This is a genomic window from Granulosicoccus sp. 3-233, from assembly GCF_052681095.1.
Genome location: NZ_JBQYLE010000016.1, coordinates 66,576 through 81,372 on the forward strand (window position 1 = coordinate 66,576; position 14,797 = coordinate 81,372).

General features: G+C 57.3%; 9 protein-coding genes. 5 read left to right on the top strand and 4 right to left on the bottom strand.

All coding sequences use genetic code 11. The features are described 5' to 3' along the window. Nucleotides 1-5 precede the first annotated feature (5 nt). The 3 genes from ACUNV4_RS27665 to ACUNV4_RS27675 all read right to left on the bottom strand — a co-directional run bounded on the left by ACUNV4_RS27665 (nt 6) and on the right by ACUNV4_RS27675 (nt 5,357). Nucleotides 6-842, bottom strand: a complete 837-nt coding sequence (locus ACUNV4_RS27665) for a PhnD/SsuA/transferrin family substrate-binding protein (RefSeq protein ID WP_430881902.1) — start codon at nt 840-842, stop codon at nt 6-8. Between the two features lie 72 nt (nt 843-914). After that, nucleotides 915-2,612 (bottom strand): EAL domain-containing response regulator, encoded by a 1,698-nt coding sequence (locus ACUNV4_RS27670; protein ID WP_430881903.1) that lies wholly within the window; start codon nt 2,610-2,612, stop codon nt 915-917. Nucleotides 2,613-2,903: 291 nt separating this feature from the next. Next, a complete protein-coding gene (locus ACUNV4_RS27675; protein ID WP_430881904.1) occupies nt 2,904-5,357 on the bottom strand; it encodes a G8 domain-containing protein in 2,454 nt (817 codons plus the stop codon). A gap of 288 nt (nt 5,358-5,645) precedes the next feature. On the opposite strand from ACUNV4_RS27675, the gene ACUNV4_RS27680 reads away from it, so the two are divergent. The 5 genes from ACUNV4_RS27680 to ACUNV4_RS27700 all read left to right on the top strand — a co-directional run bounded on the left by ACUNV4_RS27680 (nt 5,646) and on the right by ACUNV4_RS27700 (nt 13,950). Next, nucleotides 5,646-7,136 (top strand): DUF3375 domain-containing protein, encoded by a 1,491-nt coding sequence (locus ACUNV4_RS27680; RefSeq protein WP_430881905.1) that lies wholly within the window; start codon nt 5,646-5,648, stop codon nt 7,134-7,136. Beyond that, nucleotides 7,137-8,171 carry a DUF4194 domain-containing protein gene (locus ACUNV4_RS27685; RefSeq protein ID WP_430881906.1) on the top strand — a complete coding sequence of 345 codons (1,035 nt, stop codon included), beginning with the start codon at nt 7,137-7,139 and terminating at the stop codon, nt 8,169-8,171. Further along, nucleotides 8,168-11,551 (top strand): ATP-binding protein, encoded by a 3,384-nt coding sequence (locus ACUNV4_RS27690; protein ID WP_430881907.1) that lies wholly within the window; start codon nt 8,168-8,170, stop codon nt 11,549-11,551. Before ACUNV4_RS27685 ends, ACUNV4_RS27690 begins: the two co-directional genes overlap by 4 nt. An 11-nt stretch (nt 11,552-11,562) precedes the next feature. Continuing rightward, nucleotides 11,563-12,717 (top strand): Wadjet anti-phage system protein JetD domain-containing protein, encoded by a 1,155-nt coding sequence (locus ACUNV4_RS27695; RefSeq protein WP_430881908.1) that lies wholly within the window; start codon nt 11,563-11,565, stop codon nt 12,715-12,717. Between the two features lie 249 nt (nt 12,718-12,966). Beyond that, nucleotides 12,967-13,950 (top strand): hypothetical protein, encoded by a 984-nt coding sequence (locus tag ACUNV4_RS27700; protein ID WP_430881909.1) that lies wholly within the window; start codon nt 12,967-12,969, stop codon nt 13,948-13,950. A 70-nt stretch (nt 13,951-14,020) separates the two neighbouring features. Here the strand turns inward: ACUNV4_RS27700 and ACUNV4_RS27705 are convergent, their stop codons facing one another. After that, a complete protein-coding gene (locus tag ACUNV4_RS27705; protein WP_430881910.1) occupies nt 14,021-14,419 on the bottom strand; it encodes a DM13 domain-containing protein in 399 nt (132 codons plus the stop codon). Nucleotides 14,420-14,797 lie beyond the last annotated feature (378 nt).

Genomic DNA, 14,797 nt, shown 5'->3' on the forward strand with positions numbered 1-14,797 from the left:
GGCCCTTACTGATCCTGTTCGGCAAGTTTGTCATTGTGCGATTCGAGTTTCCGAATGCCGAGATCTCGAACATCATTCCAACTGTTGTCCTCTGCCAACTGAATACCGGCGAAGCCCATGTCAGCCAGCAGGCGAGCACCGTCCTCCGTATTGGCGAAATCAACGAGTGCTCTGGTGAGTTTTTCCCTTTCGGTGATTGCGACGTCAGGATGCGCTGCGAAGGCGTGAGGCGTGTAGCCTGCGGACGTCCAGAGTATTCTCAATGATGCCTTGATGGCAGGATCCGTGTTGTTGAAGGTTCTGACGATTCCACCTCCCGCAGGCAACAGGCCTCGTGAGACTGCCATGTAGACCGAATCGTGCGAAGAGACATATCGAGGTTCGATGCTCATGCCGATCTTCTCCATGTTGGCGATGGGAAGTATGGTTGCTGCAAAGGCAGCCGGCGAGGGGAAAGCCAGCGTCTGTCCATCCAGGTCTGTCAGTTCCCGGATGTCACTGTCTTTCCGAACGACGACGATGCCCTTGATACGCTTGTCACTCTGGTGAGCCATCGCAACGTAGCCCGGCGCCTCGTTGAACACCGTGAAGTGATAGGGGTTCATGTAGGCAAAATCGTACTCACCGGCTGCGAGTCGCTGCTCGAAAGTCGGAATATCCTTGGCCGTTGCAAAGCGTATGTCCATGCCGGTCTGTTGACTGAGTTTCTGCAGTATTGGTGTCCACAGTTGAGCCAGTTTTGTCGAAGACTGCTGTGGCACGATTCCGAAGGTGTACTCGGTCGCAAGTACCGGAGAGATGCTGCCGAGGAAAATCAGCAGTAGTGCAAGGAATCGTGTCATTGTAGTGATCTCCTGGTTGTCATTGCCAAGCGCCACAACAGGCTCTTCGGTAGCAGCCCGGAGGTAGTCTGGCTATCCTGAGTTGACAGACAATCGGCGTTCGCCGATTGTCAACGGTGTGGTAAGCGCACTGGTTTTTTCGATGAATTCGGCAGTCGACACAGGTGGGCTGAAATAGTAGCCCTGTATCAGATCGCACTCGAACTCCCTGAGTACCGTCAACTGCTCACCGGTCTCGACACCTTCAGCCACCAGTTGCATACCCAGATCGTGTCCAAGCCTGATCAGGTTTCTGACCAGCGTTCGCTTTTCTGTTGATTCCAGCATGGGCAGAATGAAGGCGCGGTCTATCTTGACTGTGTCGACAGGTAGCCGGCTCAGGTAGCTCAGCGATGAATAGCCAGTACCGAAGTCGTCAATCGACAATCTGACGCCGAGTTTGCGGATTTGCGTGAGAATCTCGATCACTTTGTGCATGTCATCCAGCATCATGCTTTCGGTGATCTCAAGCTCGAGGTTTGACGGTTGAAACCGATGGGTGTCAAGTGTGTGCATAAGTCGTTGTAGAAAATTGGTGTCATTCAATTGTCTGGGCGAGACATTCACGGAAATGACCGGACTGGTCATGGTGTCAGGAAACCACTCGCGCCATTGACGAACAGCTTCATTGATCACCCATTCGCCGATTTCGGTAATCAATCCGCTACGCTCTGCCAACGGGATGAATTCGGTTGGTGAAACGACACCCAGACTCTCGCTGTGCCAGCGCAGAAGTGCCTCCGCGCCGCGCATTTCGTGGGTCGATGTTTCGATCTTTGGCTGGTAATGCAGAGAGAGTTCCTGACGGCTCAATGCCGAATTCAGGCTGATCTCCAGTCTTGACTTTCTGCCATGGGTTGCCAGCATGCGCCTGTCGTAGACGACGATGGAATCGGAGCGAGCAGTCTTTGCGTTCTGCATGGCAAGTTGCGCTTTTCGAAGGAGCGCTGCACCCTCAAGGTCGTCAGGCTCCACTTCTGCAAAGGCCACATCGTATTCGACGCGATGTTTCTGTTCATGTACGACCGCGTTGACAGGCAATTCACTCAATAGTGACTGCACCGCTGATGGCATGTCCTGGTCAGAATCTGCAAGATCGAGAAAGGCGCAGAAGTGTCGATCATCCGTCAAACCCAGTAGCCGGGTTGTGGACGGGATAGTACCAACCACGGGCAGCGCGCCCAACATTCGAAGCAGATCCTCGGCACTCAGATGCTCCTCCATGCTCTCCAGATTTCTGACAGCGATCAGAGCCATTGCCGAGCGTGGTGGCCTGTCACGCGACAGGATGGAATCCAGGTGCTGAAGCAGTGGTGCCTGTTTGAACAGTGCCTTGCCCGGGTCCCAATAGACTCTGGACTCCCAGATTGCCACCGCAGCGCCAATTTCACTGATCAGGAGCTCGTCATTCCAGGGCTTTGTCAGGAATCTCGAGACAGCGCCCTGATTGATCGCATCAATGGTCGCTTTCTGGTCATTGTTGCCACTGAGAATCATGCGAACCGTGTCGGGACTGATTTCGCGAATGATGCCCAGCAATTCTGCACCGCTTGTCTCGGGCATGCAGTAGTCTGACACGAGGACGGCAACGGTCGATGCTCGCAGAATCTCCAATGCCTCGGTCGGGCTCTCGGCCGTCAGAACTTGCAGAGGTGATTGACGGAAGGTGCGCACGATCGCCCTTAGAATCGCGGGTTCATCGTCGACGAAAAGCACGATCGGTTCAATCATTGGGTACCGTCCGGGTGTTCCGAGTAACTCGGGGCGACCTGTTTGACCTCTTCAAGTATTGGCGACATCCCTCTCTATCGACTTCGGCACTTGCCGACTTGAAGAGCACACCCGGTAATGGCGAGTCTGTCGCCTGCCGAGAGCAAGACCGAGACCGAGACCGAGACCGAGCTCGGGCCAGGCTGATACCTGGCCCGTCATCCGGATGAATATCGGGCCTGGAGCGAGACCATTACAGCCCTGGATTCGACTGATTGCCGTGGATGATTGGCCAGTACGCCATCCCTCGCATTACCACACGATGCTCATGTAGTCACTGGCCTCCCAGCTTTTGCCTTCAGCCTGCATCTTCACGAACAGAGAGTCGGCAATACGAATGTAACGTTTGCCCGGACCCTGACGCAGATCGGCAAGACTGGCGGCCAGCGTGTAGTCGCGATCCAGAATGGTTGCGGATGCCGGCATGGACTTCAGCTCCAGTGTGACCGTGTCTCCTTGGTGCAGATAGGCCAGCAAGATGTTGAGTCTGCCAATGTCGAACAGTTTCTGATCGAATTCGTAGCCGTAGTAGTGCCTGTCGTGGTTGACCGACACCACGCTCTGGTAGCTCGAACGAGGTTCCAGCGGGTTCACGGTGAAACGCAATCCGTCACTACGAGTGTGTTTGATGGGTGGAAGTCTTGTTGTTTTTCGAAAATCCAGGCGGACCCAGCCGTAGCGATTGTCACACAAGCGGCCCGTGCCGATAGGCGCAGTACAGGTGTCATCGACCATCATGGGGTGGTCGGCCACAAGTGCGGTGTTCGGAGCAAGGCCCAGGCTACCGTCCAGATCATGTATCACGGCTCCCCATTGCGAGGGGCGCAATTCATCGATCGACTTGCGACGATCATACAGATTGAAGCTGTTGTCGTAGCTCACACCACTGACTCGACCACTGGTAAGACGATTGGCAGCATCGCGTGCGCCGAACAGATAGCTGGGACCATAGTCATCGTTGTAGTTCACGAAGTGCACGTTTTCGAAGATGACTCCGAAATCATAGATGCCAATGGCGCTGCGTTGTCGGCCGATGCCTTCGGCCGAGAGGCTGCTATTGGCCACGAACAGGGAGTCGCGGATGGTTACGGGCCGAGGCGCCACGAAGGCAGCTTTCCTGGCATGACCACTGTCGGTCAATACAAGATTGGTAAACAGCTGGTTGCCCTTGCATGGCCAGACAGCGCCGTCACCGCCGGTGAACACGGTGAGATTTTCGATATGTGCCTGGTTCGGCGGCAGATAGCCTTCCGCTCCCTGGCCGGCTTCACAGGAGCTGAACCCCATGTTGCTCGAATGCACACGGTTGTCACTGAACTTGCCAAACGGCGAGGTCAGTGGCGAGACGTTTGCGTAGCGCGCCAGTGAAGCGGATGCGCCGGTTACCTGCTCGTCGGTGTCATACCAGAATCCCAGTCCATCACTGCCGGCAGCGGCATTGCCGGTAAAGACGTTGTCACCATTGCTGATCCAGAACGTGGAGGGGCCACGGGCCGCCTGGCCTGTCTCGATATCGCTGGGTATCAGAGCCATATCTCTGGCCGGTTTGCGAGTCAGCAGACCTAGATTGTGGTCGAAGACATTGCCGGTTTCGCCACCATCTTCCAGAAAGTAGCCATGGCCGATGTGGTCCATGCAGACATTGTCCTGCACCAGAGCGTTATGCGATCCATGCACTGTCACGCAGCGATTGTAGCTGCGCCGAATGCTGGAATGGCGTATGTACTGTCCACCGACATCACCTGCCAGGTGCCAGTGAAACGGATAGCGTCCGAGAATGCCTTCCTGCCCCATGCGATTCATTTCCACCCCGGAGAACAGGCCTTCGGAACCCTGCATGATCATGACATGGCCACCGAAGCGCGTCGATTCGGATTGCTCGTCTCCCTGAATACGTATATTGCGACTCAGCAGTGCCACTTCGGCACGTGTATCGGCAGTCCAGGTTCGTTGACCATTGCTGAATGTCTGGATCTCACCGAAGTGCGTATGGAACAGTCCCTTGTTCAATACAAGGTGTCGTCCATCGATGGTGGTAATCTGGCGAACCTCGGCTTCCTCCATGTCATCACCGGTAGCCGTGATGACGATCCAGTCACCGACACGCCAGTCCGGCGCCTGTTCAAGTACCAGTGTGTCACTTCCCGGTCGTACGGTTTCATCCAGCATCAGCCAGGAGGTACGCGCTTCTCCATGCAACCAGATACGCCCGCCACCCATCGCCGACAGCATCTTGGTTCCCATGCCCATGACCGATGCCGTTCGATCATTGCCATTCAGAGTGATGTCGAGCTGGTGGGTGTACGGTGCATCCGGTGTACCGCAGACGAAGTTGCCATGCACCATGATCCAGTCCGCGCTGATATTCAGGTCCTGCGAGGCACATTCAACCTGGCCGTTGATGGTCAGTGAGTCCACTGCGAGGTTCTGGTCCAGAAGCAGTATCTGATCGCGTTCAACGACGATGTCTCCGCTGCTCGGCGCTTTTCCACTCTGCAACTGGTCGTCAGACCAGGCGTTGGTATCCGACCAGTGCAACCGCTTGTTCGTGCTGGCTTGCAACTCGGCGGAGAACTCGGCAGCCTGCGAGTGACTCTGGTGGGCAAGTGCGTCGCTGTCAGTGACATCCGAGGGGGATGACGCCGAGCAGGCAGACAATGCGATCAGGGTCAGTATCGGCAGGATTCCTGCCGCTGACCGGCGCATTGCCTTCACCGGTTGTTCGAGTGCGCCGGTCAAGGAGGCCGGAGAAGCTGATGATCGCGGAATTCGTGATACAGATGGCAGAGTGATTGACATGTGAGCATGTTCTTGTAATTGTCTGGCGAGAATTATCCGCCGGCAGACGAGGCTCATCTGTGCAGTGATGCGGGAAACGATCGTGATTTGATGCCGGTTTTGCCCGAAAAGCGGAAAAATGTGATTGTGGTCGGAAATCGCTACCTGAACGGCAAGTTGCGCCGCTTGGGTGCTTGATCCGTTATCATCCAGCGTGTGAGCCAAGACCGCACCCACGTCTACATTACTGCCCGAACTCAGCATCCTGCCTGGGTGCTGTTGGCGTCTCGGCGAGCACCGCTGGTCATCGCCTGTCTGCAATCGATCTTCGAGGAAGCCCATGACGGTGTGCTCATGGACGATGCCTTGCACTCCCTTGCAGCCATGCTGGCACCCTATGCCAATGATGAGCACTACGAGATCGATCCGGCTCGTCTGCCACAGCTTGCGGGGAGGGAGCTGCGTCAGTGGATTCGCCGTTCGTTGATCATCGAGCGTGGTGGCCGCATTTACGCTACCGATGCCTTGCAGGCTGCCATCAATTTCGTGGAAGGCCTGGATAACCGAATGATGACGTCCACCGCGTCACGACTGTCTGTGGTGCAGAGGGAAATCGAACGCCTGGAGTCGGGGCTCAACCCCGATGCCGGACAACGAGTGGCAAGTCTGGAACGTCGTATTGCCGAACTGCAACGCGAGCTTGTCGCTGCCCAGGCGGGCGATGTGCCGGTACTGGACGATGTCGAAGCGATGGAGCGCATTCGAGAAATCTACACTCTGGCCACAGGCTTGCGTGCGGATTTCCGTCGAGTCGAGGATTCGTGGCGTGAGGCCGACAAGGTGCTCAGGCACAACATCATCAATGAGCAGCGGCATCGCGGCAATATTGTCGATCAATTGCTTGACGGACATGAAGCGTTGCTCGATACCGCCGAAGGGCGGGTGTTCGAGAATTTTCAGGCGCAGCTTCGTCAATCCACCGATCTGGACCTGATGCGTGAGCGATTGCGCGACATACTCTTGCACGAAGTCAGTGAAAGGGCGTTGACGCAGCAGCAGCAGAACGATCTGCGGTTTCTGGTTGGTCGTCTGGTCAAGGAATCGGAGGTAGTCTTTCAGGCTCGTGCGCGCAGTGAACGCGATGTAAAGGGTTTTCTGAAAACCGGTCTGGCCGCCGAGCATCATCGCGTCGGTCAACTGCTTGCCGAAATATTCCAGGAAATGCTGCAGCTTGATTGGCAGCAGGCGGCCACGCGCCGAACGGCATCGCCTCTGCCGCCCGTGGCGATTCCCATCGCCGGTATACCGCTGATTGAACGGTTGCGCTACAAATCGCTGGATAGTGATACCGCTGCCGAGCTGGATCTCTCGCAGGCCAACGCAGAGGCCGCTGCCCTGGATACGGAATTCTGGGTAGACTTCGATGGTCTGGATCGCGAAGTGGTCATTGCCGAAACGCTGGCACTGCTCAAGGAACAGGGGCGGCCACTGTCGCTGGCCGAGTTGGCGGCGGCGCTACCGCCAAGTCATGATCTGGAGACCTTCGCCCTGTGGATCACCATGGCACGAGAAGCGGGAATCGAAATCATCACGAACCAGCGCGAGTCGGTCGACTTGACTGATGAAGAATCCGGAACCTGGCGGTTTTCACTACCGCTGACAAGACTTGACGAACTGTCAGTCTCGGCCATCGAGTGGGATATCTGAATGCCAGGAACCTTTGACGAACTGACTGGAACCGCACAGCGGCCAGACGAGAACCGTGCTGCGGACCCGGCGGGCAACGTCAGGGACGATGCTGATGCCAGCTCGATCCTGCTGGCTGCCGATACGTCCTCAACAGATTCGGACGATACGCGGACCCCGCGTCAGGTCCGTGAAGTGGCAAAGGAGCTCACGCGTTACGGACTTATCGAAGCGGCAAGGAAGCCCAATCTCTATCGCGTACTGCAGAACCAGCAGCAGGCCCTGGCCACGATACTCGAACCTCTGGATCTGGCTCTCGCCATCGATGACATTCGCGGCCTTGCGTTCGTCACGGTTCGTACCGATGCTGCCGATGATGGGCAATCCTCGGACGTGGAGGAGGATCCGGACGACTGGTCGCATCCTCTGGTGAGACGGCAGCGTCTCACGTTGGAGCAATCGCTGCTCGTTGCCATTCTGCGGCAACATTTCGTGGCGCATGAACAGGAAGCGGGTATCGGCGCAGATGATGCGCGTGTCGCCATCGATGAGCTGATTCCGCAGTTCCAGATCTATCTCGGTGATCCCGGCAGTGAAGCCAGGGAGCGTACCCGCATGCTGACGCTTCTCGATCAGCTCAAGGGGCAGGGACTCGTTTCCGAACCGGATACACACGAACGCGTGACCATCAGGCCCATCATTGCGCACCTGGCAAGCCCCGAGAATCTGCAACATCTGTTGAGCTGGTTGCGGCAGCGTCGGACGGGTTCCGGCGCAGAGGCTGAGAAGGCCACCCGCGCCAGCGAAACGAAGGTCGCCGTGCGTGTCGAGGCAGGATCGGATCGTCCCGCAGAAGCGTCGAAGGCAATCGATGTGCCGTCTGGCAAGAACGCTGGAAAGCGGCAAGAGGCTGACGCCGTGTCAGCCTCGGAGACTGTCCGGACGCCCGCATCGCCAGCCAGAGAGACCAATGACACACAGGCAGGTAGCGCCGGTGTCGGACGCACCGGCGAGCTCTTCGGTGAACCTGGTGATATGGGCGACAGCGGACAATGAACAGGCAGGCCGACTTTGCCGCGCTTGCGGACCCTTTGATTCTCACCACCATCGAGCTGTACAACTGGGGCGGTTTCAACGGTCGTCACAGAGCGGACATGGATCCGGACGGCACGGCCATTGTCGGTGCTACGGGCAGTGGCAAGACGACATTGGTCGATGCCTTGATGACACTGCTTTGTGCCAATCCGCGTTACAACCTTGCTTCCACGGGAGGACACGAGAGTGATCGCGATCTGAGCTCCTATGTCCGCGGTGTATCGGGACCGGGTGATGGCGGCAGTGAACAGAATCACATTGCGCGCAAGGGGCGTACGGTCACCGGCATTGCAGCCCGTTTCGAGAATGCCGAACACAGTCTGCGTATCGGCGCGTTGCTGTGGTTTGACGGAAGTGGTGCATCAGCCGCAGACATGAAGAAGCTCTGGCTCTACGCAGACGATCCCGAGCAAACGCTCGATCACTGGTTGGAAATCCATCATGCCGGAGGCATGCGGGCTCTTCGGCAGCTGGACAAGCAGCGCACGGGTATCTGGACCTACCCCAGCAAGAAGGCTTTTCTTGCGCGCCTGCGTGATCGATTCGATGTCGGGGAAAATGCCTTCACGCTACTCAATCGCGCCGCCGGACTGAAGCAGCTCAACAGCATCGACGAGATCTTCCGCGAGCTTGTTCTTGACGACCAGTCCGCTTTCGATCGAGCACAGGAGGTGGCAAACAGTTTTGATGATCTTACCGACATTCGCGAGGAACTGGAGATTGCCCGCGAACAGCAGCGCAAGCTTCTGCCTGTTGCAAAGCTCTGGAAGACGTTCGAAAAGGTAAATGAAGACCTGGAACGGCAGTTCACGCTACGCCAGGTATTGCCCATCTGGTACGCCGAACAGGCGTCCAGGCTCTGGCAGTCGTCGGCCGAGCGCACGACGGATCTGCTTGAAACGGGGAGACAGACAGCGAACGTCCTGGAAGCGGATCGCGATCGGCAGCGCGATGTCAGCGATGCTCATCGCGAAGCCTATCTGGGGGCCGGTGGTACCAACATCGAGCAGCTCGAACTCCGGATTCGGGACAATCAGCTGGAGCAGGAGCGTCGACGACAGGATGCCGATCAGTATCAGAAGCTGACAACGGCACTGGCACTTGATGGGGCGCTGAATGCGGTGTCGGTGGAGAACAATCAGCGTGTGGCAGAAGTGCGCATGGCAGCACTGAAAACGGACATCGAGCAGGCTGACAGTCGAAGTCTGGATATTCGCAGTGCCGAACGTGATGCCGAGCTCCGGCGTTCCGAACTCGGCCGTGAACTCGATGAAGTGCGCCGGCGACCGGATTCGAACCTGCCGTCCGCGTTTCAGCATTTTCGCAGTGCTCTGGCAGAGGTTCTCGGTCTGACGGAGGCGGCGTTGCCATTTGTCGCCGAACTCGTGCAGGTCAAGAATGATGAGCAGCGCTGGCGCGGCGCCATCGAACGTGCCATCGGCTCGCATCGATTGCGCATTCTGGTACCGCCAGAGCACATTGATGCGGCACTGCGCTGGATCAACAGCCGCGATAATCGCCTGCATGTTCGCCTCTTCGAAGCGAAAGAGACGGTGAAGTCCACGACATTCTTCGAAGACGGTTTTACCCGCAAGCTGGAATTTCGTGCTCATCCGGCGCGAGAAGCCTTGAAGTCACTGCTCGCCGGGATCGATCGACACTGTGTGGACAGTCCCGAAGCGTTGCGTCATACAACACATGGGATGACCGCTGAAGGGCTCATGTCTGGCCAGTCACGGCAATTCGACAAGCAGGATCAGAAGCGCCTTGATGCCGACTGGATGACAGGCTTTGACAATCGTGACCGGCTGGCCTGGCTTGAGCAGGCGGTCAAGGAAGCCGAATCGGAACTGGCGACAAGAGCCGAGCAGTCCAGCGAGGCGCGCAAGGCGTTGCAGGTGCTGCAGCAGGAGAGCCTCATGCTAGAGCGCCTGGGTGACATTCGCTTCGAACGCATCGATGTCGAAGGTATGGAGAGACTGCTGAATGATCTTGGCAAGCAACTCGCCGCGCTTGTGGACCCCGCATCCGATACAGCCAGACTCAAGGAACAATGGGACCAGGCACTGACTGAACTGAACAGGCTTGAAGCGGAGTCAAAGGCCGCGGACAAGGCCGTCATGCGGCTGGAGCAACAACTGGAACTGGCGGAGCGCGAACTTGCCAGTGCGCGAACGCGCATCATCGACGGATTGGACGACAGACAACGCGCCCTGGCCGAAGCGCATTTCACGACCATCACCGAGTCGAACCTGCCCGACATCGTCAACCTCGAACGAGCACAGAGCGGTGTACTGCAGACGCAGATCGACACCCTTGTCTCGCGTCGTACCGATGTGCTCACCCAGTTGTCCCAACGCATGTCCGATGCCAAGAGTGTCGATCGTGGCGCGCTCTCGGAGGCGGGCCGCGAACTGGAAGATGTACCGGTCTATCTGGAGCGGCTCAGGGTACTGGAGGAAGAGGCGCTGCCTGAAAAACGTCGACGATTCCTCCAGTATCTCAACCAGTCTTCGGACGAAGGGGTGACGCAATTGTTGAGTCATGTCGACAACGAAGTGTCGATGATCGAAGAACGTATCGAGGATTTGAATGGCACCTTGAAACGCGTGGACTTTCAACGTGATCGCTATCTGAGACTCGTGTCCGGCAAGGTCGTGCACGAAAGCCTGCGCACCCTGCAGCGTGCGCAGAAGGAACTGAATGCCGCGCGTTTCAAGGACGATGATGGCGAAAGTCAGTACCGTGCGCTGCGTCATCTGGTGGCTCTGTTGCGCGATGCCTGCGAACGGCGTCGTACGGTGGGTGCTCGCGCGCTGCTCGATCCGCGATACCGGCTGGAATTCGCGGTTTCCGTGATCAGTCGTGAAGACGATTCTCTCGTGGAAACCCGCACCAGCTCTCAGGGTGGCAGTGGCGGAGAAAAGGAAATCATCGCCTCCTATGTGCTGACGGCTTCCTTGAGCTATGCGCTTTGTCCCGCCGGTGCCAGTCTGCCATTGTTCGGTACCATCGTGCTCGATGAAGCCTTCTCAAGAAGCTCCCAGGTTGTTGCGGGTCGTATCATCGCTGCTCTCAGGGAGTTCGGTTTGCACGCGGTCTTTGTCACGCCGAACAAGGAGATGCGGTTGCTTCGCAATCACACGCGCTCGGCGATCATCGTGCATCGACGCGGCCAGTCATCGAGCCTCGTTTCGATGAGCTGGCAGGCACTGGAGAATGAACGCCATCGTCCGGATGGGTCTGCAGGCATGGCCCGGCGCATTGCCTCGGTCGCGGCTCCGGAGGATCCAGCGGCGCTCTCTGCCTCTGGAGATCCTGCTGTTACCGGCGAGCGCTGACAAGACACGACGTGAAATCGCCGCAGGACATTGCCGCACGCATGCAACGTCAATGGCAGCGCAGGCAGTTCCGGCTGGAATTGCTGACCACTGCCACGGCCTGGCCGCAGAGCTACCCCATCGGATTGCCGGCTGCGGGTGATCTGACAACCCGGCCGGCGGTGATACGCCAGCATGTCATGCAATGGCAGAAGATGGCGGTGGGACAGGTCATGTGGCGCGAGGTGAATTTCCGAGCGAGTGCCGAGCCAATCCGGTTGCCATCGCACTGGATTCTGGAGCGTCCGTCCGACTGGGTGCGCGCTGCGGCTGATCGCCAGACGGCTGACGACTTCGGCATGCTTGAATACCTGATCCGCCATGCCGACCCTGTGTTGCGCGACGCACTGATCAGTCATCTCAAGCTGCTACGGGGTCGTTCTCGAGAGGAGCTTCTGGCTGCGGTGAATCTCGCTGCCAGGCTGAAACAAGGAGAAGCGCAAGGGCGTCCCTTGCGACTGCTTGCCGGGCATGGCGTTGACACCAAGTTCTTCGAGCGCAATCGCCAGTTGCTCATCCGACTGCTTGATGCGCGTTTTGCAGGGATCGTCAGCGAACAGGGCTTGCACGGCTTTCTGGACGCCAGTGCCGACGGAGACCATTGGCTACTGCTGGTGCCTCTGCAGCGTGGACTGTTGCCGTTCACGATACAGCAGGTGCGTACGCAGGAACTTGCGACACTGGCAGCGGACTCGATTCGGGCAAGGCGCATTCTTGTCATCGAGAATCGTCAGTGCTGGCATCTGCTTCCCGAGCTTGATGACACCATCGCCATTCTCGGCAGTGGCCTGGATCTCGATTGGCTCAGGGCTGCATGGCTGGACGGCAAGGACATCGTGTATTGGGGCGATATCGATACCTGGGGCCTGAGCATGCTGGCGCAGGCGCGGCAACACCGTCCACTGACGAAGGCGATATTGATGGACCGTGACACTTTCAAGCGGCATGCCGCCGTCAATGCGGTGGCTGAACCAGTGGCAGCGGGGGAGGTGCCACCTGGTGCACTTACAGCAGATGAGCAAGAACTCTATTGTTGGCTGATGATGCAAGAGAAGGGACGTCTGGAACAGGAATATCTGCCAGCCGAACGTGTGCATGAGGCATTGCAGGACTTGTCGTCTCGATAAGACCGAGTTCCATTGACGTCATGGTCTGCCTCGATTGCCATGACTCTCCTTGAACCGTGTTTGCCTGAGTGATTCTCTGACAGCACACCTGCTTTCACGTCTGTCGGCAAGTCGAGCATGGCTTTCCGCGAAGTCAATGGTCGTATTCAACGTCACTGTTCTGCGCGGAAATAAAACATTGAAATGGTAAAATAAACATTATAAAGTCACTAAATGCATATTTAACCATTATGAACAAGGAGTCCAGTCATGATGAGATTGTCAGCAATCAGCCTGAAACATCGCTTCCACCTGTTCCGACCCGGCCTGACTCTGCTTCTGTCTTCCGTTCTGTTGCTGGGACTCTCTGCCTGCAGTAGTGATGACGATGATGATTCGGGCATGCTGGATGATGCTGCAACCCTGCGCCATGAACTGGCGGCGGATCCCAATGGCATATGGTGGGATGCTCGGGAAGCCACACTCTATGCGACGGACAATGACAGCAATCAGATTCTGCAATTCGCAGAAGATGGCAGTCTGACGCCTTTTGCCAGTCTGGGACCAGTGCCAGAGGCAGGGGCCGATGTCAGTCAATTGTTTCGTGACGCTGACGGCAGCTTCTGGACTCCCCGTTTCGGATTCGGTACCGCAGGAACGGTGCTACAGATCAAGCCTGACAGATCAGTGGTGGCGTACTCCGAGCTGGATGCAGAGAGACGTCGAATTGGTCTGACCCGGACTACGGAAGGCGAGTGGCTGGTCAGTTGGTTCGTGCGTGGAGGTACTGGCGGCGTGAGCCGCCTGATACCGGACACGGTTGCCGGCACAGCGGTCGAGATCGATCTGATCGTCGGATTCTACAAACCCACAGGCATTGCAGTTGTGGGCCGAACGCTTTACGTGAATGATCAAGGACCGGGAGAGTTGCGCAGTTTCGATCTGGATGCCGTTCTGGGCGCGCCCACCACTGTTGAAAGTGGTACGGTTCTGACGAAGTTCACCGAAGACGAATCGACTGATCTGATGATCAGCGACGGTGACGCCAATCTGTACTTCGGCTCGCGAGCGGGCAAGCTGTTCCAGGTTGCTCTCGACGGTATGGTGACACCCTTGATGTCCGGTTTGAAGCAGATTCGAGGCGTCGCTCTCGACTCGGCAGGACGGCGACTACTGGCTGTCGAGCACAGTCCGGACACCGAGACCGAAGGCCCGCATGGCATCGTCATTGTGCCGCTGGGTGAAGAGCCCTGATCATGGACTATCGAGAGTGAGCGGAAAATGTCGACACATTTCCGCCACACCTTGAGAATGTGAATCGAGACTATTTCAGGCTGGCAACGCCCAGGCCTACCGAATACTTCTCGCACCAGATGTAGACTTCATTGTAGTCGGATACATCTATGGACTCGGGTACGACATAGGACTGCGCACCGGAGTTGCTTTTCAGCAATCGAATGAGTGTGCCGGGGTCGTATTTTCCATCCTTGCCCAAGGCTATCTTCGGGTCGGGTGCTCCATCGAACGAGAAATCCTCCCCCAGTTCGATGACATGACCAGCCTCGGTCTGCACGACGGTCACCGAGCCACTGGTGTCATGGTTGCTAAGGCCCCTGAAAGAACCTGATCGCGACGTACTGTCTGCGATGGCTGTTGAAACGAAGGCGGACAGCGTCAGCGTGAGAGTAACGATGACGCTGAGTAATAATCTGTTGTATTGCATGGGTTGGTATTCACGAGTTGCGACCGAGTGAGGACAGGGCGGTCCATCGCACCTCGGACGATGAATGCGCTGGACAATTCGTAGACTGACATGTTGGCGGCTGGTTCCTTGTCACCATGGCTCAGTGACATCGGAGATACGAGGAAATGACCTGTTACCGGTTCATTCCGTGCGGCAATGCACGCAATTCACGACGCTACATTGACAAGCGGTGTCACGTTCGGAAGCGCTGCAAGTAGCGAAGTGCAGGCAGGTTCTGGTATCAGGTGCATGCATCCTGAAGGGCTTGATGATGGCATTCGGCTGTCTGCCCTGGGAGTGCAAATGGCAACAGGGATGTTGCGGCATCGCGGTAGAGTTGACAGTCGCCGCTCCGAC